Origin of the sequence: Maribacter flavus (assembly GCF_008386635.1) — a bacterium.
GTDB lineage: Bacteria > Bacteroidota > Bacteroidia > Flavobacteriales > Flavobacteriaceae > Maribacter > Maribacter flavus.
This window is the reverse complement of sequence record NZ_VUOE01000001.1, coordinates 2,120,506-2,145,317: the sequence shown is the minus strand read 5'-3', so window position 1 is coordinate 2,145,317 and position 24,812 is coordinate 2,120,506. Positions and strand designations below refer to the sequence as shown.

Genomic DNA, 24,812 nt, shown 5'->3' with positions numbered 1-24,812 from the left:
GTGCCGTTTATATTTCAACATTCAGTAACTGTCCTGTAAGTTGGAGTAATTGCAATTCCGCCAATTTGGCGTCATATTTAGCGAAATTCTTATTGGTCTGGGCATTCAATAGATTTATCTGTGCCTGTCTCAACTCAACGGAGGTAATTTGCCCTAGTTTGTATTGTTCATTAGACCGATCAAAATTGTTTTGAGCCGTTATCACATTTTTTTCTTGAAGGGCCAAAATATCCAATCGGTTTTGGTAGTCGTCTTTTGCATTTTCTATATCCCTTTTTACCTCTTGAATGGTCTGTTCCTCCAATATTTCCTGATTGTCCAAGAGAATCCTTGCATTTTTTATTTGGGTGATGCTAGTTCCCCCATTGAACAAATTCCATGTTAAATTAAGACCAGCGGAAACACCTGTAGAAACGTTGGAGGCCAAGAAGTTGGTGGCGGGGAAATTACCTTGGTTCCACCCATAAGACCCCGTAAGTCCCACTGTGGGCAAAAAAACGGACTTACTTGATTTTAAGGTATAATCGTTTATTTTGATATTCTGTTTCATTTGAAGGATGCGTACATTATTCTCTACCCCTACTCCAAGAAATTCTTCCAATCTAATTGAGTTGGTAAAACTAACGACCGTATCTACCTCAAAAGTGGTAAGTAGCTCGCGGTTCAACAGTAGATTTAAATCTCTTTTAGTATTTCTGAGCGTTTGCCGCTCGTTCATAAGATTTATACTATCGTTGACCAAGTCCACCTCTGCATTTAAGACATCCAATTTATTTGTCCGTCCAAATTCGAAACTATATTCTGCCCTTTGCAATCTGTTCTTAGTATTGGAAAATGTTTCCTCTAAAACGTTGATATTCTCGGTAAGTCTTGCCACCTCAAAATATACAGTAAATAACTGCAACATGGTCGTTTCGATAGTTTCCCTTGTTTCCAGTGCACTGAGATTATATTCCTCCTTAAGCCTTTTGAAGTCATACATTCTTCCAAGCCCATCAAAAAGCGTATAATTAAGGTTCAAAGATGCATTGTAACGAGTTGTTTCCGCACCATCTATAGCCCTTACGTTACCATCCTGGAATGTGGCCTCTTGATTGTTTTTATCATAGGATGCACCTGCATTTCCTGTTAAGGAAGGTAAAAAGCCTGAATTCATTAGGCTTTTATTGTTCTCGGCAATCCTTAAATTATTATTGGCAACCAAAATCCCAAAATTATTCTCAAGTGCCTTGGTAATCGCTTCTTCCTTGGAGAGAAGGTCTTCTTGTGCAACAACTAATAAAGAGAATAATAAAAGGAACGTTGTTAATCTAAATCTTGTCATTATATGGTTTCTTCTAATTCTTTATGGTGTGGTTTTTCCTCGATTAGATTTCCGTTCAGGCCATGGTTCTTTTGTCCTTCCAAATGTTCGGACTCCCTTTTTTCCAAAATAGCTCTTTCTACCTCTTCCTTGGTAATCTTATGACCGCTCGCCAACATTTTGTTCTTTGATTTCAATTTATTCCCAAAGGATAGAAACAATGGTAACATCAATAGGGTCAAAACCGTGGCGATGCCAATACCATATGCAATGGATATGGCCATAGGCTTTAGAAACTGTGCCTGTCTGCTTGTCTCCAACATAAGGGGAGCAAGTCCTGCAATGGTCGTTACAGAGGTCAAGAAAATTGCCCTAAACCTTGATTTACCTGCTTCATATATGGCTGCATCAAAGGTCATACCTTCTCTAAGGTTATTATTGAACTTACCGATAAGCACCAGACCATCGTTCACCATAATTCCTATCAAGGCGATGATACCCAAAATGGAAAGTACGTTCAAGGGGAAATCATGTATCCAGTGTCCCCAAGCTACCGCCGTAAAGCTAAAAGGAACCAACAACAATAACATTAATGGCTGACTAAAGCTTCTAAACGTGAATGCAATGGTTATATAAATAAGCAGTAGCACCGATAGGCCCACCACCTTAAGAGAACCGGTGAGTTTGCCCAATTCCCTGTTCTGACCTTCGTAGGAAGCGGTAACGGTAGGATATCTGGACTGAATATCGGGCATAATCACATTTTGGATTTCTGCCATGATCTCCGTTGGGCTATCCTTAATATCCTTCATATCTGCAGAAACCTGAATCTCCCTGCGGCCTTCCAACCTATTGATGGCGACATCGCCACGTTCAATGGAATATTCCGCTATTTCCTTCAAGGGCACCCGATCACCGGAAGGCGTAACGATGCGCATCTCGTCCAAATTTGTAATGGACGACCTGTCTTCCCTATCATATCTGACCCAGACCCTGATTTCATCCTGAGACCTTTGAAAACGCTGAGCCTGTACGCCGAAGAATCCGGCTCGCACCTGATTCATGACCGTTCTCAGGTCCAGCCCCAACAAATAGGCATTTTCCTTTAACTGCAATCTAATTTCTTTGATACCCGCAGGATCGTTGTCCGAAATATCCTTTAAACGGGTATTGTTCTGCAAAATACCTTTAAGCTCGTTCTTGGCCGCCTTGAGCTCCTCAATATTGTTCCCCAATAGGGATACGGAAACGGGCGAACCGCCAAAATTTCCCCCGGAACCATAAATGAGGCTTTCTACGCCAATCACTGGCCCTACCAGTTCCTCTATTCTTCTCGTTACGACATCGGCCACAACGGCATCGGGTCGTTCTTCACCTGGTAATAAGTTGATGGTCAATTGCGCCGTCGAAGATCCGGGCCCTAGTCTACGGATCATGTTTTCAAACATTATCTTATCCGAATTGGGCAAAAATTCCTCCGTAAGTTGCTTATTTACAATTTCGGCTTTTTCCTCAATGAGGCTTATGATGGAATCGGTAATCTTTTCATTGGTACCATTTGGCATCTGCAATTCAATACTAACCCTGTCACTGGCAATCCTAGGAAAAAAAGCTGTGCGTATGATACCACCTCCAAGGGACCCAAAAGTGAGCACAAGAGCCATGGCAAAAAAGCTGAATGTAAGTATTTTGTAACGCATGGCAAATCGCAACGATGGCGCATAGAGCTTATCACGCATCCAAACCATGATCTTGTCCCCAAAATCATTGATGACCCGTAGCTTGGCAAAAGCGCTGGCGGTTCCTTTCTTGGGCTTGTCATCCAAGGGCTGTAAGGCCTTTGAATGTGCCAAGTGTGCTGGTAGTATAATCAAAGCCTCCACTAAAGACACCACCAAGGTTAGAATAACGATGACGGATACCTCTCCAAAAAACTCCCCAATCCTACTATCGAGGAATAAAAAGATGGAGAAGGCCAAAATGGTGGTGATGATGGCCGATATAATTGGGGGCAATACTTCCATGGTACCGTCCACGGCTGCTTGTACTGGGGTTTTCCCCTTTTCATAATGCTGGTAAATATTCTCCGCGATAACGATACCATCGTCTACCAATATCCCGATCACGATAATCATCCCAAACAGGGACAACACATTAATCGTGACGTTAAAAAATCCGGCGAATACGAACATTCCAAGAAAGGCTACGGGCAATCCAAAAGCTACCCAAAACGCTAGCCTGGTATTTAAAAAGAGTGATAGGAATATCAGAACCAAAATCATTCCCATAATGGCGTTTTCGGCGAGTAATTCGGTCCGTTGCACCAATGTTTCGGATTGATCGGAAACAACATCCAATTCCACATTGGAGTACTTTTGGTTGAATTCCTCCACATAGGCCTTAACATCGGTGGCAGATTGTATCAAATCCTCAGTATTGGTACTGGTGATGGATACGTTTACGGACAGATTACCGTCAAAGTAACTGGCGTTGGGGTCTTCTGCGAACCTATCGCGAATTTCCGCAACATCCTTCAAACGCACGGTACTACCGGATACATCAGCACGAACGATCAGATTGGAAAGCTCATCGCCATAATAAGACCGATTGTTGGCGCGAATCAAGTATTCCTCCGCATCCGTTTTTATGTTACCACCGGTAACCAAAATATTTGCATTGCCTACGGCAGTTGCGACTTCCTGAAATGAAATTCCATAGGCCAATAAGTTGTTTTCGTTAACGGCAATTTCAATTTCTTCCTGCGGAAACCCAGAAATCTCTATCTGGGAAATTCCGGGTATGGCCCTTAAATCGTTCTCAATCTGCCTACCCACATTTTTCAAAGTGGCCAAAGGAATATCCTCACCACTAATGGCGAAGGAAATCGTTTGCCGAACCGCTTCCAATTTGGACACTATCAAAGGCTCCATGCCGGTTGGAAAGGTAGGTACCCTGTCCACGGCATTTTTTACCTCAAGCAGCATGAAATCGATATCCCTTCCTTTTTCTATTTCGATGTTAATGGTACCACTATTTTCCCTAGATGTGGAAGTGACACGATCCACCCCTTCCAAACCTTTTAGGTTATCCTCTATTTTAAGTACGATACCTTCCTCCACCTCTTGTGGCGAGGCACCCGGGTAGGTAATGGTAATGGAAATGTTCTTGGAATCAGTTAATGGAAAAAAAGAGGATTTCAGGGACTTGTACCCCACGATACCAAAAAGGGCAAAGGAAATAACTACCACGTTTACGGCGACATGGTATCTAATAAAGTATTCAATGATCTTTCGCATTATCCTTTAGAGTTATCTGGTTGGTCTTCGTATACCTTTACGGCCATACCCGTATATGCACCGATCAATGGCTTGGACATAATTGTCATTCCATTGGGAACATCCTTCAAAACAACACTTTTTTCAGAAAAATAGACCGGCTTTACATCAATAAGGTCCAATACGGAATCACGAACTACGAATATTTTATTACCTTCCAAAAGCAGGCTTCTATCTATTTCGATGGCATTTTCTTCCTTTTTGGCATCCAGATTCGCCTCTAGGTACATACCTTCCCGAAGTTTGTCGTTGTCCACTTCTATGTAGGCCTTAATTGTCTGAGAAGCCTGGTCAACCCTTCCATTAATTCTTGTAACCTTACCTGTATAGACTTCTTCGCCGTCCAAACTGGTCAATTCCACGGATTCGCCCACCTTTAATAAATCAGTGAACGATTTGCTTACCGAAACTTCCAATTCGTAAACACCTGGATTGATGAACTCGCCCAATTTCTGACCGGATCTGACCAATGTACCTTCCGTTACCAGAGCTTCTGTCAAAACTCCAGTAAAAGGAGCGACTATCCTATATTTTGATAGCCGTTGCTCCAGGTTCTTTACATTGTAGTAACTGGAAAGAATACCTCTTCCCGTGATAAAGAAACGCTCACTTTCTGAAGTCATTTCGGGCAATTTTGGTGTACTCTTGGAAAGGTCGAAACCGTTTAGGTACTTCTGCCATTTTGGATAAAAATCCGGGTAGTCCAAGCGTAAATCCGGCATAATGGATGTTAGCTCATTGTAAAGGTTACTCTTGGCGGATTGTACACTTGCAGTGTATTCATCGGCATCAATACTGATGATGGTTTCACCTTGTTTATAGGCCTGACCTTCCTTGAACAATTTGCTGCCCCTTCTAAAGACACCCTGCACTTCGGCATACAATTCAACCCGCTGTTTTGCCCTAAGATTTCCGTTAGCGGATACAACGATGGGAATGGTCTTGTTTTCAACTACTTCAGTAAAAACGGTCTTTACTACCTTTTGGGCGCGTGGCTTAAAGACCTTTTTATTGTCTATAATGACTTTCGCCAAAAAAAATGAAGCTACTATTAATACGATACCTAGTCCGGTAAAGATGATTTTTCGCATTTTGGTTTTGGTTTTAACAATTGATTTTTTAAAACGACTACAAATATATTTCTGTCTATGTGCAACAATTATTTTATGTACATGAAACGTCCAAATTGATTTGTGAAATGACCTTAAGCTTTACCCAATTTTTTGGATTATGGTTCAAGTACGCTTCAATATGCTCCAAACATGAATAGTAACCCTATAAAAAGTTAACTAGATTAAATTCAGTGATTTAGGATGAAATTAAACGGTTTTAAACGGCGAAACTACAAAAAATCGGTTCCCGTATATTCTTTACAGGAGGTTAAAAATTTCATAAAACTTGAAAAACTGCAACTGAAGTAAATGAAACTTACGTGTAGACGATTAACGTAAAAACTAAAAAGAGGTGCTTAAAGCACCTCTTTTAAATAGTTTAGTTCGTAGATTTTAATTTTTTGAGTAATCAAATTTTGTATCTGCCATTCTTGGTTTGCTAAACCCGATCTTATCCCTAATTTGAATATTCATAATCAAGTCATAACTGTCAAAGCTAACCAGACCTTAGGATTTTGAGATCTAAAAGCCCTTATGAAATAAGATTGTTCCTATGCAATTGTACCAATTCAAGGTGTTCCAAATTAGTGATACTTTCAGGTAGGTTTCCCTCAAAGCTATTATAGGACAATACCATTTCCTCCAAATGCACCATATTTTCCATTTCAAGTTTGATTTCGCCACAAAGCCCATTTCCAAATAACTACACCTGTTCCAATTCCATAAGGCAGAAAAGACCTTGGAGCAGGGAACCGGTAAAATAATTACAGGAAAGGATTAGTATTTTTAATGCCTTGGCATTCCCAATTTTACCTGGAATAACTCCTCCCAATTAATTATTAAAAAGGCTCAATTCCGTTAGTTTGCAATCCATAGAAATCTCTTTGGGCAATGTACCTGAAACGAATTCATTTCTAGTCGTAATATTCTTAAACGCGAAGTATTGAAAAGGAAAAAAGGAAGCGTACCATTTAAATCGTTAAAAGCTAGATTTAGGCTATCTAAGTATGGTAGGTTCTGAAAATTTTTCGGTAGTTCGCCTTTTAGTCAATTATAATAAAAATTTATGGAAATGACATGACCATTTTCTACCCGAATTCCTTGCCATGACGATACTTCTTCCTGCAAGTTCTAAGTGATTGCCCAAGATTCATCAGATGTTCTAACATAAAGTTCCTCCAAGGCTTTGCGCGCCTGTCTAGGGACTCGCGGATGAAGAATGTTATTGAAAATATGAGGACTACACCAAAGCTTAGCTTACATAGGAGTCTTTTTTTTTACTATATTATTGAACCAACCGTTGTCCATTTTCCTAATCTTTTGTAAAAGCTACTGAATACATCTAAAGCTCGAAATCAGAGGCTTTTATTTTATCCAAAAAAACAAAAAGAGGTGCTACCAACACCTCTTTTTTCACCAAACTAACTAAAAGTGTAAACTACTCTTAATTTTCTACGTCTTCGTATTTTGTATCGGCCATTCGAGTCTTATCCAACTTAAGCTCCTTAAAATCAAGGTTTTTATCGAACCCATCATAGTCGAATACCAAATACTCCCTAGTCTTTAATATTTCAAGATTCTTAAAGGATGAAAAATTATTGTTCTGTATTTGAAAAATCTGGAGGCTTGCCAATTGATTGAATTCTTCTGGAATTTCACCGTTCAAGCTATTATTTGCCAAGACCAGTTCCTTTAATTTTGTCAAACGACCAATTTCCCCTGGGATGGATCCTTCCAAGGTATTTTCGAAAAGTCCCAATGTTTCCAATTGTGTCAATTGTCCAAGAGATTCCGGAATGGTTCCATTTAGGGAGTTACTGGAAAGGTTAAGAATTTTTAAATTACTTATGTCACCAATACTCTCCGGTATACCTCCAGAAAGAAAATTATTGAAAGCGGTCAGTTCCACTAAGTTCGATAGTCCGCCAATATTAGTTGGAATTCCTCCCTTTAACCTATTCATCTCCAACTTTAAAACCCTTAAATGTGACAATTGTACCAAGTCTCCCGGTAATTCCCCCGTAATTGAATTAAACGCCAAATTCAACACCTTGAGATTTTCCAATTTAGAAATTCCAACCGGTAAGGGACCCATCAAATTATTATGGAATAAGTTGATTTCAACGACCTTGTCGTCTTCAATCTTAACACCGTACCATTCTGAGACTGGCTTTTTCAAATCCCACTTTCGAATCCAATGTGCCCCGTTTGTGCTATTATAGAGCGCAATCAAAGCCTTTTTTTCAGTTTTTGAAACTTTGGCCATACCAAGACTGGAAATTAACATGAATATGGATAACAGTACGTATAGATTCTTCATATATGATGAAATTATGTGTTCTTAACTAGGATTAAGAATTATCTTACAAATTTCTAACATAAACGATAAAGAGCCAAAAATTATCGTTCAACGCATACATTTTGTTGTGAAACTTCCGGAAAACGTTGTGAAACTACGAATGTAGTAGGTCAAGGTTATTGTATACTTTCAATTTCCAAGGTAAGGCTTTCCCATTTATCCATGTGTTTTTCAAGCTTTGCCTTTTTAGCTTGATATTCATCAAAAAAGTTGGGCTTGGCAATGGTGGCGTCATAATTCATCAACAACTCGTGATCTATCTTTTTTATCTCCTTCTCAAGAGCGGAAATTTTACTTTCCAATCCGCTGAGTTGGTTCTTAAGGCTCTTTAGTTGTTTTTGGTCATCAAAAGAAGTGTTTTTCCGTTCCATGGGTTTCACTTCCTTTTTTTCCTCCCGCTTTTCTATACTTCTAAAGTCATTGACCTTGCGCTGTTCCAGATAAAAATCGATATCCCCAAGATACTCCTTGATTCGCTTGTCCTTAAACTCATAGACCTTGTTGGTCAATCCCTGAAGAAAATCCCGATCGTGGGAAACCAGAATAAGTGTTCCCTCAAAATTGAGACAGGCCTGTTTCAGTACATTTTTGGATTTTATGTCCAAGTGGTTGGTAGGTTCGTCCATTACCAAAACGTTGAAAGGCTGTAAGAGCATTTTGGCTAGGGCGAGTCGGTTTCGTTCCCCACCGGAAAGCACCTTCACGTATTTTTCAACATCATCTCCCCGGAACAAAAATGAACCCAAGATATCACGCACCTTACTTCGGTTGGATTCATTGGCGGCATCTATCATGGTATCCAAAATAGTCTTGTCCCCATCCAAATATTCCGCTTGGTTCTGGGCAAAATAACCTATCTGGACATTGTGCCCCAGCTTAAGATGGCCTTTATGCTCCAGTTCCCCCACAATAATTTTGGCCAAGGTGGATTTTCCCTGTCCGTTCTGCCCCACAAAGGCCGTCTTACTATCACGCTCCACCAGCAGGTCCACATTTTCCAGGACCTTTTTTTCACCATAGGATTTGGATAGGTTCTCCATCTCTACCACCACCTTGCCCGGCGTTACGGAAATAGGAAACCGAAGGCTCATCACACTGTTATCATCCTCATCGACTTCGATGCGTTCTATCTTATCCAGTTTTTTTATGAGCGATTGGGCCATAGAAGCTTTAGTGGATTTGGCCCTAAATTTCTCTATGAGTCGTTCTGCCTGTTGTATTTCGCGATCCTGGTTCTTTTGTGCGCTCAACTGTTGTTGGCGAATCTCTTCCCTAAGGACCAAATATTTTGAATAGGGCTTGTTATAGTCATAAATCCTTCCCAAGGAAATCTCAATAGTTCTGTTGGTGACGTTATCCAAGAACATTTTATCGTGCGAAACGATCATGACCGCTCCGGTATAATTGTTCAAAAATTGCTCGAACCAGATGATGGATTCAATATCCAAGTGGTTGGTAGGCTCATCCAGAAGCAGCACATCGTTATTTTGCAACAACAATTTTGCCAGTTCGATACGCATGCGCCACCCCCCGGAAAAGGTTTCGGTCTTTTTGTCAAAATCGGCTCTTTTAAAACCAAGGCCCTGTAATATTTTTTCCGTTTCGCCCTGATAGTTGTATCCGCCCAAAATTTCATAGTGGGAAGTTACATCGCTCAAATCGATGATGAGCTGGTTGTAGCCTTCGCTTTCATAATCGGTACGTTCCGCCAGTTGATAGTTGATTTCGTCCATTTTAGCCTCCAGCACCTTTAGTTCCTCAAATGCTTGATAGGCCTCCTCCAGAACCGTCCTTCCCAGTTCAAAGTCGATATCCTGACGCAAAAACCCGATCTTAATATCCTTTTCAACGGCAATGGTGCCGGAGTCTATCGGCATTTGCTTGGCCAGTAATTTAAGCAGTGTTGACTTTCCCGCGCCATTTTTTCCTACGAGCCCTACCCTATTTCCGGCATTTAACCGAAAGGAGATTTCCTCAAATAAATATTCCCCGCCAAATGAAACGGATAAGTTGTGAATGTTAAGCATTCTATCTAATTTTTAATATCGACAAGAAACCGGCATATTAGGTTTATATACTGTCCTTTTTTTGGATGTGCAAAGGTCAAAAAAAGGATTTTAACTCGATAGAAATTTATAAAGAAGTTCCCGTATTATTTAAGTATTATACTATGGATACGCCCATGTGATTAGTTTGACAGCAAACTAAGAAATCTATGGATATCAACTTCAGGGTCCAATGATGTTCCTTTTTCAATAGAATTAAATAATTCCAAGGCCACCCAAGGTGCAATCATGACACCATGGGAACCAAAACCATTGATAATATGAAGATTTTTGTGATTTGGATGTGTACCTACTAAGGGTCTCCTGTCCTTGACCGTAGGCCTGACCCCTGCAACATGCCCTACCACTTCATAGGAACAATTCACGATACCCTCCAGTTTTTTGAGCAGTTCTATCTTGGTTGCTTCCGATGGTCTATTGTCCTTGTCTACCGGATTATAGTTTGCCCCTACCAAATACCGATTATTCCCTAGTGGTATGACAAAGACGGATGACTTTAAGGCGTTTTTTTCCGATAATTCCCTGGATTCGATGATGAGATACTCCCCCTTTGAACCTTGTACCGGAAGATAATTAAAGAAAGGATTTTTCTTGACCCCGAAACCTTCGGCAAAAACAAGGTTTTTGGCCCGGATACCTTTATATTCCAAATGGTCCATCCTTATCTGTAGCTCAGAATAATCAAATGTTTCCGCTGAGAATTGGTCTGGTGCAAGAATTTTTTTTTGATAGGCAGTTAGGAATTCTTGGGTCCTTAATCGGTACGCACCTTTCAATACACCAAAACCATAGGGAGCGTTCAAATCCGGATTGGTGTTCCTTAAGAGTTGGGAAGACAAAAATTGATGTAAATGTTCCTTGTCCGATGCTTCAAACCATAAATTCTGCTCCTCAATGGAACTGAATTTGCGCAATATGGGTTGGTCCAAAAGAAGTTGTTCGGCCAATTCATTTTCCAATTCCTCATAAAACCTTTTGGAAAACGGTAATAGATTATGGGCTTTCCAGGCTAAATTGAACCGCTTTAAGATAACGGGATTGGAAAGACCGGCGGCCACTTTTGAGGAAGTCTGGGATTGGTCACTTATAACATGAAAACTTTTTTGGTTGCGTCTAAGGGTACCGCAAAAAGCGGCTCCCGCCAAACCTAGTCCTACAACAATATAATCTACCATTTGGCAAAAATAGCCATAAACAAAAAGCTCCGATACATATCGGAGCTTATATTGTTGAATTGGAATTTTCTTTTGACCTAGTAGGCCCACATATCTTGTTCCCGATCCCGAATGGTTTCCTTAATACGTTTTGCTTCCAGCAATTGGAAAAGCGCGTTGTCCGCAATGTAATCACTGACCTTACGATCTCCGTGAACGTTATCCTCTTTATAGATAACGGCATTAAACCTTCTTGCGTTCAACAACATATCAAAAGAGATGGGCTGGGCGGAATTTTGTTGGTTGAAGACCTTTGCCTCGTGTAAAATTTCACGGGCATCCGGGTACCATACCCAGAAAAGCTCCACCATATCCGGATTATCATCGTCGATGAAGTTTACGTCCGGAGCAACCGGTGCAATCCCCAACAAACGATATTTCAACTCTCCTTGCCTTTTATCAAAATACCACATACCTTTAATATGGTATTCCTCGATTTCACCTGCAGTAATGTTTCTTCGGGTAATGTACTCGGCAGAAACCTGTTCCCCGGCATTCATTTGCTCATACCCATAGTCCAAAGTATCTACGGATTGCAATGCACCTGCAAGGTCATTATAGGTTCTTTTTTCTGTAAAATAGGAATCCGTATAGGCTTCCAGTTTACCTTCCCTAAGATTTTTGATCAATACATGGTATAGGGACCTTCTATTTTTTCCTATATCCATCGTATCCGTAGGATAGTAAAGCGGGAAATTCACCCTTTCATCCAAATCAATGGTTTCCCATAGCGTCTTGGACCAAAGAATATCCCTATCGTCCACATAACCATATTCTAAAGGAGCGTCATTATCCACGGCCTTCTGTTCCTCGGTGCGCACTCCTATATCCTCAGGTTTTTTAGCATTAAGGATATTGGCCTGGGCCATCATGGAAGCGGGCAACAATGTTACCGCACCCATTAGTAAAACATTTTTCCAATTCATTCTTTTAAAACTTTAAAATTAACCGGGCAACCATTTGCTGATTACCCGGTAGTATTCATTATTTTAATTTGTAATCTCCACTACAACCGGAGATACTTTCTTCAATTTGTAACTCTTGTTATTTGTAATGTAAGCCTCTATATCAAAGATTTGTACCACATCACCTCTACCGGCACGTTTAAGGGCCGCTTTGGCTCTACCGTCCAATTTGTTTCCATTAACGGTAACTGTTGGCTGACCAGGCACCTTGAATTTAAATCCGCTAACAGCAAGGTTCAAGTCAAAATCAAATTCATCCAATGCGGCGCCAATAGTCGCAATCTCCACATTGGCCCTTGGTAATTTAATACTACCTGACTGCTTACTAACAGTTCCTTCTGGTCTTGGAATGTCCTTAATTCTAAATTCAGATTTAGAGGAAACAGTCTGCCCATCAGGTAATGTACCAGAGGCGGAAATCGTAACCGTTCTACCAGTTCCTGGGTTCATCACATAATTGCTGCCTCCTACTGACTTTAAACCTGGAGCAGATGCAGTAACTTTGTTATTTGGAATACCAGGGATGGAAATGGACATTGGGTTGGCCACGCCACGATAAACCACGTTCATTTTATCCGCAGCTATCAAAGCAGCGTTTGGCTTTGAAATAGTTGCAAAAGAGTTACTAACAGGCACCTCGATTTCCTCACCGTCCTGCATAAAATAGATAGTGCCTTCCACTTTGTGATCTCCTGCATTTCCTGCACCGATTAACATTTTTACACCACCGGCTTCCAATTTATAGTCCGTACCTTCAGAAAGTTTTCTACCGTCCAAGGTCAATTCAGCTCTCACTGGAGTTGAGGTGTTATCCGTTTTACTGATGATAATCTTACCATCGTACTTTTCACCGGCATAGTATGCAGATTTAGAAGCCGAAAGTGAAGTTGCAAAGTTCTTTAAGGAAACTTGGCTTGTTAACTCTCCTTCCAACATAGATTTCAATGCAGCTTCTTCCGTAGCCTTAACATCGGCCTGTAAAGAAGTTAACTTGGCCAAAGAGGCAACCAAAGGATACCCTTCATAGTGGTAGTTGATCCAATCCTGCTTGGTTCCGTCCCTTTTCTCGACCTTACCGTTTTCATCGCCAGTTTTAAAACGATCGATAACGGATTGCTTTAGCGTAGCTGGAACGATTGCGGCTACTTGATCTCTATATTCGGTCAATCTATTCATAAATTCCTGGCCGCCTTCGGATAGATTGTCACCCTGAAAGAATTTTTGATCCAAATAATCTGAATTGTCCATACGGGCATAATCTGTGGGATCTTCCAATCCTTCGGTCATACCGTCCTTAAGGGATTCCAAATAGTCGAAATACTCTTGGGACATTGCTTTGATCTTCTGTGCATTCTGATACAGCTTTTCATATTTGGCCGCATCTTCAGATGCCTTAGTTTCCAGACTACCCAAGAACGCTTCGTTACTTGCGGTCGTCTTTTCGTTAGAAGTCTCCAGCTTTTCGTTCATAATACCGAATGCCGCTAGTACTTCTTTACTCATATTTAACGCCAGCATTGCGATGAAGATCAAATACATAAGGTTGATCATCTTCTGACGTGGTGTTGCTTTTCCTCCTGCCATGGTTTTTTTAATTAGATTTTAATTAATACTGATTTGGTTTGGTTTACTTAAAATCCAATTTAGTTTCTGTTCATTGCGGACAACATTCCACCATAAACACCATTTAAAGAAGAAAGGTTTGTAGACAATGAAGCCATTTGCTCCTTAAGTGCACTTGCGTTTTGTACTACTTCCTCGTTAACGGAAGCTTGTCTGCTAGCACTCTCTAATTGTACTTTATAAAGACTGTTCAAAGATTCCATCTGAGCGGCAGCCTGTACCATTTCCTCAGAATACTTTCTAGTAGATTCCATAGCATCTACGGTTGGTGCAATACCTTTGGCGGCACCTTCAAAGTTCTTAATACTGGTACCTAAACTTTCCATTAGGTTGGCATCTACACCTGCCTCTTTTAACAAATCATCCAATTTTTTGGACAAAGAAGTTTCGGCTTCCTTAATTTCGGCCACTTCATTTTTTCTAGCCTTGGCTTCACCTCCAGCTAATTCTGGGTATACCAAAGACCAATCCAATTCGTCGTCTACAGGTTCGAATGCACTGATCGCAAAGATTAGGGCTTCTGTAATAAGACCAATAGCCAATAAAAGTCCACCTGTTAAAGGTCCAAATTCCCAGTGAAGGATTTTAAACAATGCACCTATAATTACGACTGATGCTCCAAGCCCGTAGGCCATGTTGAATAATTTTTTTGTTGATTTTGACTGTGCCATGATTTAATTTTAATTTAAAGGTTTAATACTAAAGATTTGGTTACTAATTAATTAATTTAATATGAATAGTTTACTTGTTTACTGTGTTGAATCTTCCTCGCCCATGTAATCCTGTACTGTCCTGAAGCCTATGTAACTACGTGCGGAATCTGCATATTCGTAATCCCTTGTACTTACTTGTAAGAAGTAGGCAACATCCTTCCAGGAACCTCCTCGTATTACTTTTCTGGTATTTGACTGGTCACCACCGTTAGGATTCATTGTGGACACGTAGTCGTAAGCACTAGGGTCATAACTAGAGTTTGTCCACTCAGATACGTTACCGGCCATATTGTAGAGATTAAAGTCGTTTGGCTCATAGGATTTGGCTTCTACGGTGTATAGAGCTGCATCCGCTGCATAATCCCCTCGCTGAGGTTTAAAGTTGGCCATAAAGCAACCTGTATCACTGATTACATAAGGTCCGCCCCAAGGGTATGTTCCACCTTCGATTCCGCCTCTGGCCGCATATTCCCATTCGGCTTCGGTTGGCAATCTAAACTGGTTTACGAACTGTTTACCGCGACTTTTCTGGTCATCATTCTTGAACTTGGTCCTCCAGTTGCAGAAAGCTTTTGCCTGCTGCCAGGAGATACCTACTACAGGATAATCGCTGTAGGCATCGTGCCAGAAATAATCGTTGTGCATTGGCTCGTTGTAGGAGTATTCGAAATCCCTGATCCAAACGGTCGTATCAGGATAGATTTCCAATTCTTCCGTACGGATGAAATCCTTTCTACTTCCCTTGCCTTTTTTGGCGGCACGGGCAGCGGCCTCAATATCCATCCAGCTATACTTGTATTTTAACTTTGTTACGTCGATGCTTCTTTGACCATTATAGGACTCCTCTTCTGGTATGTATAGGGAATCCATAACTTCGGCATAATATTCATCCGGATATTCAGAAGTGTCCCAAATAAGATCTTCGTCCTTATTCAAGGCCCTTCCCTCATAACCTGTTTCACCCATACCGGAATAGTTGTCCAACATATATTTGTCATAAACAGATGATTTTGTGGTATCCGCATCCTTAAAGGCATACTCGCCAATTCCACCATCTTCCGGTCCAATTCCCAATTCATCGGCCAAAATCGCCAAACGGGTTCTTGTAATGGAATCCTTTACCCATTCTACGAACTGACGGTACTCACTGTTCGTAATTTCAGTATCGTCCATGTAAAAGGAACGAACCGTTACTGTTTTGGTAGGGGCGTTTAACACTTTGGCCTGGTCTTCTTCACTTTTACCCATAATGAAAGAACCCCTTGGGATAAGTTCCATTCCATATGGTTTTTCGGGATACCATTTTTTGCCCTGGACGCCGACTAGCTCTCCTTTAGTCTTTGACCCACAACTCGTGAGCAAAAAAACAAACGCTATAGATGATAACAATAGCTTCTTCATACTTTAGGTTAAATTTCGATTATGGTTAAAATGCAAATACTATAATGTTATTCTAACTCTTAAAACTATCTTTTGAATAAATTATTGTATTATTAATTTTATGACTTACTAATTTTTCAATTAATTAAAGCCCTTTTTATAGGCCTTAAACCACCGTTCGGGAATTTTTTGGTCACATGCGTCCAAATAATCCTGCTCTGTGCAAGGTAATAACGCAGGTGTACCTTCTTTAGTATGCGAAGAAAAAATAGATGGCACCTCTACCCACCATCTTTCGGTAAGAAGGCTCTTGTAGAAAATGAGCTCCTCTTCCTCATTGGGTACATTGTACTTGGTAAAGTCGTCCGTTTTGGAATAGGGAGACTCCTTGATCCTGTAATTGATACCCTCAATAAAATACCATATTATTTGTGCCAGAAGTTGTTGGCACTGGATGTTGTTTTCCATTTCAAAAATACCGAATGCCATGACCCGCTCACTGATACCGGCGTATCTGGCAATGGCACAGATTTCCCTTCCCGTAAAACCGTTTGGGGAAAAATTACCTGAAAATCCAATTTCACTGGCTTTGATAGCCCTGGCGTCCAAACTTACCATATGGGCGTTTCTAAGCACCGGCTCTGCCAAGGAAAGTTCGTGGGCAATCTCACCCAACCTGTAGGAATCAAAAAATAGCCGCTCCATAAGATCCACTTCCTCTTGGGCATTGAAGTAGCTCTGATAACCAATATTGGAAAAGTTGAAAAGGTTGTTGGGTTTATCGGTAATGATCTTGCTCATGTAGGAATGGGAAGAAATCAACTCGTCATCGATGCCAAAATCGAACCGACTGTCAACCGCGACCATATTTATCATATCCTTGATACCGTCAAAAGCCCGGTAAACCGGATAGGTAATGTCCTGCGTGGCACCCAATAGTATAGGTATCACATTTTCTTCCAACAGGCCAGCGGTCACTTCCTTTACTACAAAATAAGTATCCTCAACGGTTTCTCCTTCCTCCAAATCTCCAAGGTCTACAATGGTAGTATCCCAGTTACCCAGCATCAATTTGTACAGTTGTAATCGAATGCCCGATACATCCAAAGTTTCCAGTTTTTTCTCGTAAGCATTTCTGGACTCCTTGACTCCAAATATGGCGACGGTGGCATTTGCCAAAACCGGCAATCCATCCTTTTCCGTATGTATATGGGTATTTCTACCAATGGCCTGTGCGGGCAGTAATTCACAATGGGCAAGTACCTTATCTTCTACTGGGACTAAAAAATCAAAAGCCATGTGGGTTACGCGGTATTAATTTTGATGATTGAAAGTGATTTGCTGCTTCACTATTTTCAAAATTATACTACTTTTTTGATTTAGTTTTCGCTTTGGTCTTTTTTTTGGGTGTCTTTTTTTCTATGAGTTCGGCAGCTTGTTCCAAGGACATTTTGGAAACGTCTACCGTTTTGGCCAGCTCCACCTTAATCTTTCCTTTAATAATGTTATGGCGACCCCATCGTGCCTTTTCGATTCGGATACCTTTTTCCGGCCAGTTCTGCACTACCTTTTCCCGTTCCTTTTTCTTTTTGTCCTCTATCAATTCCTCAATATCATCCTGGGAAAGATTATCAAAATCATACTTTTTGTTGACATTGATAAACATTCCGTTCCATTTGATATAAGGGCCAAAGCGGCCAACACCTTTTGTAACGTCCTCACCCTCATAATTGGCAATAGGCGCATCGGCCTTTTGTTTCTCCTTGATGAGTTCAATGGCACGCTCCATTTCAACTTCCATGGCACTTTCATCCTGGGGCAGGGAAATAAAGGTTTTGCCAAAGCGCACATAAGGGCCAAACCTGCCCACGTTCGCCTCTACTTCTTCACCTTCATAAACTCCTAATTTTCTGGGAAGTTTAAAGAGATCCATGGCCTCCTCGTACGTTATGGTATTCAGGGACTGATCTGGCAGAAGACTTGCAAAGAGCGGTTTTTCCTCTTCCTCCACGGTTCCAATTTGCACCATGGGTCCAAACCTTCCTAAACGAACGGACACCTGTCTGCCAGTTTTGGGATCTTTGCCCAAAACGCGTTCGCCGCTCGCCCTATCCGCATTTTCCTCTACATCAAGGACATTGGGATGGAAATCCTTGTAGAAGTTTTTCATCATTTTTTTCCAATCTTCCTCGCCCGTGGCAATTTCATCGAAATCCTCCTCTACCTGTGCCGTAAAGTTGTAATCCAGAATGTTTCCAAAATTGCTCACAAGGAAGTCGGTGACAATGGTTCCAATATCCGTTGGCACCATTTTACCCTTATCGGAACCTACATTTTCTGTAAGGTTCTTTTCCTTTATTTTATTTGCCTCAAGAACCATCTGGACATATTTTCTTTCCGTACCTTCAATGGTTCCCTTTTCAACATACCCCCTATTTAATATGGTAGAAATAGTAGGTGCATAGGTCGAAGGCCTTCCTATTCCCAATTCCTCCAACTTTTTGACCAAAGAAGCTTCGGTAAATCGATAGGGAGGTCTTGTAAACCGTTCCGTGGCGGTGATATAATTATTATAAAGGATTTCGTTTACCTTCATGGCTGGTAGCATACCGTCCTGCTCTTCTGCCAAATCCTCATCATCAACACCCTCCAAGTATACTTTTAAAAAACCATCGAATTTGATGACCTCACCATTGGCGGTGAATTCCTCGGAATGTTTATCTGCCTGGATACGAACATTGGTCCGTTCCAGCTCGGCATCGCTCATTTGTGACGCGACCGTCCTTTTCCAAATAAGGTCATATAATTTTTCCTGATCACGTTCCAGGGAAGGAGATTGGTTGGACATATCCGTAGGTCGGATGGCCTCATGCGCTTCTTGGGCTCCTTTGGATTTTCCTGTAAAGTTCCTGACTTTACTGTATTTTTCGCCGTAGTTTTTTATGATGGCATCTTTTGCCGAATTTATAGCTTCCCCTGATAAATTCACGCTGTCCGTTCTCATATAGGTAATAAGTCCGGCCTCGTACAATCGTTGTGCCACCTGCATGGTTCTTCCCACTGAAAAATAAAGCTTTCGCGAAGCTTCCTGTTGCAAGGTTGAGGTTGTAAAGGGTGCCGATGGGGATTTTTTGGCCGGTTTTTTGTCCAATTTGGCAACTGAAAATTCGGCCCTGATATTTTGTTCCAAAAAGGCATTTGCCTCTTCCTTGGAATCAAAGGCCTTGCCCAACTTCGCCTGAAAAACGCTGCCCGATTCCGTTTGGAATTCCGCAGAAACCTTGAACGAGGCTTCCGGTGTAAAGGCCTCGATATCGCGTTCCCGCTCAACAATCAGCCTGACCGCTACGGATTGTACACGACCGGCGGACAAGCCTGGTTTTATCTTCTTCCAAAGCACGGGCGATAGTTCATATCCCACCAAACGGTCCAAGACCCTTCTGGCCTGTTGGGCATTTACGAGATTGTAGTTTATATCCCTGGGGTTTTCAATGGCCCGCTGTACGGCCGCTTTGGTGACCGAGTTAAAAACGATTCTTTTGGTCTTCTTTTTGTCCAGGCCCAATTCTTCCGCCAAATGCCAGGATATGGCCTCTCCCTCCCGGTCCTCATCACTTGCCAACCAAATAGTTTCCGCTTTATTGGCCAAATCCTTTAATTTTTTGACCAGGGCCTTTTTCTCCTTGTCAACGATATATTTTGGTGTAAAGTCGTTTTCCACATCTACGCCCAATTCCTTGGAGGGTAAATCGGCAATATGTCCAAAACTGGATTCTACCTTAAAATCCTTTCCTAGGAATTTCTCAATGGTTTTTGCTTTTGCCGGGGACTCGACGATAACTAAATTCTTGGCCATGCATTGATTTTTATGGATACAAATGTATACTAAAATTTATACTTTAAAATTTGAGTCCTTTTATTTCAGGGTAATTTCAAAGAATTACATGAAATCAAAGAATTGATGATTAGCTATGAATTGGAAAGATTTGTTTTCTTATTTTTAGAAGAATTAATTCAAAAACCGACCTAAAATGAAAAAGAACTACTTCCTAGTTGTATTGTGCTTGCTTTTTTACCTACCCGCAAAGGAAGCATTTGCCCAGCGAAAAAACAACAAAGTAAAGGGCGTGCAGTTTGACCAGTCACTATATCAAGGGATGGAATGGCGTTTGGTGGGACCCTTTCGAGGTGGTAGGGCCGGAACGGTAACCGGTGTTATCAATGACCCAAATCTATATTATATGGGGACCGCGGGTGGTGGTGTCTGGAAAACAACCGACGCTGGTAATTCATGGGAATGCATTTCAGATGGCTTTTTTGGAGGTTCCATAGGGACCGTTGCCGTATCCGAGTCCGATCCTAACATTATATATGTAGGAGAAGGGGAACAAACCTTGCGGGGGAACGTTTCCTCAGGCCATGGTATGTGGAAAAGTCTGGATGCCGGGGAGACTTGGAAGTTTATTGGATTGGAAGGGTCTGAACACATTGCGCGCATTAGGATACATCCAACAAATTCGGACATTGTCTATGTGGCCGCCCTAGGAAACTTGTGGAAACCAAACGAAACAAGAGGCGTTTACCGTACACTGGACGGTGGCGCGAACTGGGAAAAAATACTTTATATAAGCGACAAGGCAGGTGCCGGCGATTTTATCATGGACCCCAATAACCCAAGAATTTTGTATGCCACAACTTGGGAAATGAAACGAAATGGCTACCGTATGGATAGTGGGGGCCCAGATAGCAAAATGTACAAAAGTATCGATGGTGGGGATACTTGGACGGATATCTCAACAAATTCTGGTTTACCTGGATTTCCCTGGGGCATTGTTGGAATAACGGTATCACCTGTAGATTCAAAAAGGGTTTGGGCCTTAATCGAAGCGAAAGAGGGCGGTCTTTTCCGATCGGACGATGGCGGTAAGACTTGGGACAAGATAAATGAAAACCGTGCCCTAAGACAACGCGCCTGGTATTACACCAGAATATATGCGGACACACAAAATGTGGATAAGCTATATGTAATGAACGTAAGTTACGGGGTATCTACGGATGGAGGAAAAACCTTTACTTTAAAGAACGCGCCCCACGGGGACCATCATGACCTTTGGATAGATCCCAACAACAATTTGAGAATGGCCATTGCCGATGATGGGGGAGCACAAATCTCAAATGATGGCGGAAACAATTGGACTACCTACCACAATCAACCCACCGCCCAATTCTACAGAATAGCGACGGATAGTGTATTTCCCTATCGCATATATGGTGCGCAGCAGGACAATACGGCCATCCGAATAGCCCATAGAACCGCGGGAAGTGCCATTACGGAAAGAGATTGGGAACCTACCGCCGGAGGCGAAAGTGCTCATTTGGCCCCTGATCCAATGAACAATGATATTGTTTACGGTGGAACCTATAAAGGATACATGAACAGATTGGACCATAGCACAGGCCAAGAAAGGTCTACTAACGTATGGCCGGACAATCCTGCCGGATCCGGGGCCGAGGTTATGAAATACCGCTTCAATTGGAACTATCCCGTTACTTTTAGCATGCACGATTCAAACAAACTCTATGCGGGATCCAACTATTTACACATGACTACAGATGGAGGACAGTCCTGGGAGACCATATCTCCGGATTTGACCAGAGGTCTCCCTGAGACCATACAATCAAGTGGTGGCCCAATTACCCAGGACAATACAGGTGCGGAATTCTATTCGAATATTTTTGTAATATCGGAATCGGCATTGGAGGAAGGGGTACTATGGACCGGTAGTGATGATGGACTTATCCATGTAACAAGGGATAATGGTGAGAATTGGGAGAACGTAACCCCTCCTTTGGATATGTCCCCAAAATTGAATATGATCAATTGTATCGATGCAAGTCCCTTTAAAAAAGGAGCGGCCTATGTAGCCGCCTCGTCCTATAAGTTTGGCGACTATACACCTTACCTCTACAAAACGGAGGATTATGGAAAAACATGGGAATTGATCACCAATGGAATACCGGGAGAATATTATACAAGGGCTATACGTTCAGATAAGGTGAAGGAGGGTCTCCTCTATGCCGGAACGGAATGGGGCATGTACATTTCCTTTGATGATGGCAAATCTTGGTCCCCTTTTCAGCTGAATTTGCCCATAACTTCCATACGAGACCTTCATGTGAGGGATAACGACCTCATCGCCGCTACCCATGGTAGAAGCTTTTGGATGATTGACGACCTCACCCCGTTACATCAATTGTCGCAGGAGGTTGCCAACAGTGATTTTTACATGTATAAACCCGATAGCTCCTATAGGATGTATCAATCTGGTGATGGGGACGATAGAAATGTAAAATTGGAAGGGGAAAACCATCCAGATGGTACCATCATAAATTATTACCTTAAAGACCTCAAAGAGACAGATTCCGTACAAATCGATATTCTGGAAACCAATGGAGATATCATACAAAGTTTCTCTAACAAGGCCATTGCCGATAATTTGAATCCTTCGGCCACTAAAACTTTAAAAGTAAAATCCGGTGGCAACCGACTCGTTTGGAACATGAGATATCCCGGTTTTGATGCCTTTAAGGGAATGATTTTTTATTCATCGCCCAACATAGGCCCAAAAGCCGTGCCCGGAAACTATAAGGTAAGGCTAACCTATAATGGACAGGTGCAGGAACGGGACTTTACCATTCTAAAAGATCCAAGACTGGAAATAACGCAAGAAGAACTACAAGATCAGTTCGATTTTCTGATTAGAGTACGGAATCAGGTTAGCCGTGCGAACAATGCCATCATTTCAATCAGAAAGGTAAAAAGCGATTTGGATTATTTGAAGGAGAAAACCAAAGAGGATACCGCAATGCAGGAACTCATCAAAGAATTTGAGTCGAAATTAACGGTAATCGAAAACAACATCCATATGACCAAAAACCAAAGTAGACAGGACCCTTTGAATTATGGAATCCGAATAAACAATCGGCTTGCGTTTTTATTGGCCGATTCCCAAAGAGGTGATCAGCCTCCAACAAAACAGGCCAAAGAATTCTTTGAGGTAGTAACAAAAGAATTGAATGTTGAAATCGAAAACCTGAATAAATTGATGCAGGAATACGTGGAAAACCTAAATAACAAAGTGCAAGAAAGCAAAATCAAGATGATTTCATTGGAGTAAACTAACATAGGGCAAGCCCACGAGGGGATCGTAGGAAACGACCTTTTAATTTCGAGACCTGCCCGACAAGCGTTCAGGCAGGCAGGCCTTGGCATATTAAATCATTTGGCGGTGCCAATAACCGGTTACATACTATTTTAATTAAAAAGGTAAGCTCTATGTGCTTCCCTTTTTATTATTATTATTTGTTGATTACAACTCAAAAGTACTTATCAACTGGATATCATTTTCCAAATATTCATATTGCCGTAACGTACCTCCTCCAATCATCAACAAGGTGTTTTCCAAAGGAATAACATCATAGGCTTCGATATCAGGGAAATGGTTGAGTTGGGTAATGTTGGGAGCATTACTCTTGTCAAAGACCTTAAGCCCATCGCTTCCATCACAAATAAAGAGTTTGTCCCTTTTTATACCCAGTCCATTGGGACCGAACATAGGATAAATCACCTTCAAATCAGGATTTTTTAAATCGGATATATCCACCACGTAAAGACCGCTCTCGGTATTACCACAAAAATCCCCGCCTTTTAAGGTCACATAGGCGAAGTTACCGTCCACTACCACAGGGTCACACGCAGTTCCATGTCTGAATTCAGAAACGAATTCAGGTTTGGCAGGGTCTTTAATATCATAGATGTACATGCCCTGTCTTCCACCTATGAACAAAATTTCACCTTGGTTAAATATCGTCTCTATGTCCCAAGCTACGGATACATCTTCCAAAGCGGTAGGGGTTTCCAAATTTGAGATATCAAAAATATTCAGGTCGCTATAATCCACTACATACAGATAGTCGCCCACAATCTTGAACCGAGCGAGGGAACCACCTTGGCCCACATTACTTTCTGCAGTGTTTACAACGTTATCGAAATTTCTAAATTCACAGTTATCGCATCTGAATTGTTCTTCATATTCAGAAACCGGTCTTCGCTCCATTTTCACTTCCCAACCAACGATCACATACCTGTCGTAATCGATAGTGCCGTAGTCATAAATATCGGCCTGGGGAAACTCCACATTCTGTATCCAAACATCATAGTTCTTGTATATGGCATTTACCATACGGCTGGTCAATTGAATGTTATTGATATCGGAAATATCAAAAATGACGAGATCCCCATAGCTATCGGCAAATAGTTTATCGTCCTTAATGGAAATATCGTTATTTCCTTCCAATTTAATGAAGGCAATATTTTGTGGGTTGGAAGGGTTCTGATTGTCGATGACGTGAAATCCGCTACCTACATCATTAATAAAAATATAATTCTTGTAGGCATAAATTTTCCCCGATGTCTGTATAGGAATTGGGTCGATAATATCTATGGCTTCGGCCTTAAATGAAATGGCATCTTCCAAAATGGGGCGTGCTACCAAATAGTCCTCATATGGACCATCGTCATCACAGGATACGAAAGGTAGCGCAGCCAATAAAAGCAACAGTAGTATACTCTTTTTCATTGCATTAGTGGTTTATTTGTTTCAATTATTAGATACAAAAAGGGCTTTCTAGTTGCGTATTCCAAAATAAAAAAATTTGCACCCATTTCTTTCTACATCTAAA

15 protein-coding genes are annotated in these 24,812 nt (G+C 41.4%); 1 reads left to right on the top strand and 14 read right to left on the bottom strand.

What is annotated here, in order from left to right; all coding sequences use genetic code 11:
• Positions 1–7 precede the first annotated feature (7 nt).
• The 13 genes from F0361_RS09215 to topA all read right to left on the bottom strand — a co-directional run bounded on the left by F0361_RS09215 (position 8) and on the right by topA (position 19,926).
• A complete protein-coding gene (locus F0361_RS09215) occupies positions 8–1,324 on the bottom strand; it encodes a TolC family protein (RefSeq protein WP_154918159.1) in 1,317 nt (438 codons plus the stop codon).
• The gene (locus F0361_RS09210; RefSeq protein WP_154918157.1) at positions 1,324–4,599 is read right to left on the bottom strand and encodes an efflux RND transporter permease subunit; all 3,276 of its coding nucleotides are present in this window, start codon (positions 4,597–4,599) and stop codon (positions 1,324–1,326) included. Before F0361_RS09210 ends, F0361_RS09215 begins: the two co-directional genes overlap by 1 nt.
• Positions 4,599–5,729 (bottom strand): efflux RND transporter periplasmic adaptor subunit, encoded by a 1,131-nt coding sequence (locus F0361_RS09205; RefSeq protein WP_154918155.1) that lies wholly within the window; start codon positions 5,727–5,729, stop codon positions 4,599–4,601. The genes F0361_RS09210 and F0361_RS09205 overlap by 1 nt, the downstream gene beginning before the upstream one ends.
• A gap of 553 nt (positions 5,730–6,282) precedes the next feature.
• Positions 6,283–6,414: a hypothetical protein gene (locus F0361_RS18930; protein WP_262713839.1), complete on the bottom strand. Its 132-nt coding sequence runs from the start codon at positions 6,412–6,414 to the stop codon at positions 6,283–6,285.
• Positions 6,415–7,194: 780 nt separating this feature from the next.
• Positions 7,195–8,070, bottom strand: coding sequence for a leucine-rich repeat domain-containing protein (locus F0361_RS09200; protein ID WP_138257121.1), 876 nt, complete (start codon positions 8,068–8,070; stop codon positions 7,195–7,197).
• A gap of 155 nt (positions 8,071–8,225) precedes the next feature.
• Positions 8,226–10,136 carry an ABC-F family ATP-binding cassette domain-containing protein gene (locus F0361_RS09195; protein ID WP_154918153.1) on the bottom strand — a complete coding sequence of 637 codons (1,911 nt, stop codon included), beginning with the start codon at positions 10,134–10,136 and terminating at the stop codon, positions 8,226–8,228.
• A gap of 161 nt (positions 10,137–10,297) precedes the next feature.
• Positions 10,298–11,350, bottom strand: a complete 1,053-nt coding sequence (locus F0361_RS09190) for an NAD(P)/FAD-dependent oxidoreductase (protein ID WP_154918151.1) — start codon at positions 11,348–11,350, stop codon at positions 10,298–10,300.
• 77 nt (positions 11,351–11,427) lie between these two features.
• On the bottom strand, positions 11,428–12,315 hold the full coding sequence (gene porN / locus F0361_RS09185) for a type IX secretion system ring subunit PorN/GldN (RefSeq protein WP_154918149.1): 888 nt from the start codon (positions 12,313–12,315) through the stop codon (positions 11,428–11,430).
• Positions 12,316–12,378: 63 nt separating this feature from the next.
• Positions 12,379–13,938, bottom strand: coding sequence for a type IX secretion system motor protein PorM/GldM (porM, locus tag F0361_RS09180; RefSeq protein ID WP_154918147.1), 1,560 nt, complete (start codon positions 13,936–13,938; stop codon positions 12,379–12,381).
• 59 nt (positions 13,939–13,997) lie between these two features.
• Positions 13,998–14,648 carry a type IX secretion system motor protein PorL/GldL gene (gene porL, locus F0361_RS09175; protein ID WP_138257116.1) on the bottom strand — a complete coding sequence of 217 codons (651 nt, stop codon included), beginning with the start codon at positions 14,646–14,648 and terminating at the stop codon, positions 13,998–14,000.
• 78 nt (positions 14,649–14,726) lie between these two features.
• Entirely contained in the window at positions 14,727–16,091 is a 1,365-nt protein-coding gene (gene porK / locus F0361_RS09170; protein WP_154918146.1) for a T9SS ring complex lipoprotein PorK/GldK, read from the bottom strand.
• Between the two features lie 120 nt (positions 16,092–16,211).
• On the bottom strand, positions 16,212–17,369 hold the full coding sequence (locus tag F0361_RS09165; RefSeq protein WP_154918144.1) for a formimidoylglutamase: 1,158 nt from the start codon (positions 17,367–17,369) through the stop codon (positions 16,212–16,214).
• 67 nt (positions 17,370–17,436) lie between these two features.
• A complete protein-coding gene (gene topA, locus F0361_RS09160; protein ID WP_154918142.1) occupies positions 17,437–19,926 on the bottom strand; it encodes a type I DNA topoisomerase in 2,490 nt (829 codons plus the stop codon).
• A gap of 175 nt (positions 19,927–20,101) precedes the next feature.
• Here topA and F0361_RS09155 point away from each other — a divergent pair, with 175 nt between their 5' ends.
• A complete protein-coding gene (locus F0361_RS09155; protein ID WP_154918140.1) occupies positions 20,102–23,248 on the top strand; it encodes a WD40/YVTN/BNR-like repeat-containing protein in 3,147 nt (1,048 codons plus the stop codon).
• Positions 23,249–23,440: 192 nt separating this feature from the next.
• Here the strand turns inward: F0361_RS09155 and F0361_RS09150 are convergent, their stop codons facing one another.
• Positions 23,441–24,709 carry an LVIVD repeat-containing protein gene (locus tag F0361_RS09150; RefSeq protein ID WP_154918138.1) on the bottom strand — a complete coding sequence of 423 codons (1,269 nt, stop codon included), beginning with the start codon at positions 24,707–24,709 and terminating at the stop codon, positions 23,441–23,443.
• Positions 24,710–24,812 lie beyond the last annotated feature (103 nt).

Bases quoted from the DNA above. Each gene is read 5' to 3' on its own strand.
- F0361_RS09215 (WP_154918159.1), bottom strand. From the start codon at position 1,324: ATGACAAGATTTAGATTAACAACGTTCCTTTTATTATTCTCTTTATTA.
- F0361_RS09210 (WP_154918157.1), bottom strand. From the start codon at position 4,599: ATGCGAAAGATCATTGAATACTTTATTAGATACCATGTCGCCGTAAAC.
- F0361_RS09205 (WP_154918155.1), bottom strand. From the start codon at position 5,729: ATGCGAAAAATCATCTTTACCGGACTAGGTATCGTATTAATAGTAGCT.
- F0361_RS18930 (WP_262713839.1), bottom strand. From the start codon at position 6,414: ATGGAAAATATGGTGCATTTGGAGGAAATGGTATTGTCCTATAATAGC.
- F0361_RS09200 (WP_138257121.1), bottom strand. From the start codon at position 8,070: ATGAAGAATCTATACGTACTGTTATCCATATTCATGTTAATTTCCAGT.
- F0361_RS09195 (WP_154918153.1), bottom strand. From the start codon at position 10,136: ATGCTTAACATTCACAACTTATCCGTTTCATTTGGCGGGGAATATTTA.
- F0361_RS09190 (WP_154918151.1), bottom strand. From the start codon at position 11,350: ATGGTAGATTATATTGTTGTAGGACTAGGTTTGGCGGGAGCCGCTTTT.
- porN (WP_154918149.1), bottom strand. From the start codon at position 12,315: ATGAATTGGAAAAATGTTTTACTAATGGGTGCGGTAACATTGTTGCCC.
- porM (WP_154918147.1), bottom strand. From the start codon at position 13,938: ATGGCAGGAGGAAAAGCAACACCACGTCAGAAGATGATCAACCTTATG.
- porL (WP_138257116.1), bottom strand. From the start codon at position 14,648: ATGGCACAGTCAAAATCAACAAAAAAATTATTCAACATGGCCTACGGG.
- porK (WP_154918146.1), bottom strand. From the start codon at position 16,091: ATGAAGAAGCTATTGTTATCATCTATAGCGTTTGTTTTTTTGCTCACG.
- F0361_RS09165 (WP_154918144.1), bottom strand. From the start codon at position 17,369: ATGGCTTTTGATTTTTTAGTCCCAGTAGAAGATAAGGTACTTGCCCAT.
- topA (WP_154918142.1), bottom strand. From the start codon at position 19,926: ATGGCCAAGAATTTAGTTATCGTCGAGTCCCCGGCAAAAGCAAAAACC.
- F0361_RS09155 (WP_154918140.1), top strand. From the start codon at position 20,102: ATGAAAAAGAACTACTTCCTAGTTGTATTGTGCTTGCTTTTTTACCTA.
- F0361_RS09150 (WP_154918138.1), bottom strand. From the start codon at position 24,709: ATGAAAAAGAGTATACTACTGTTGCTTTTATTGGCTGCGCTACCTTTC.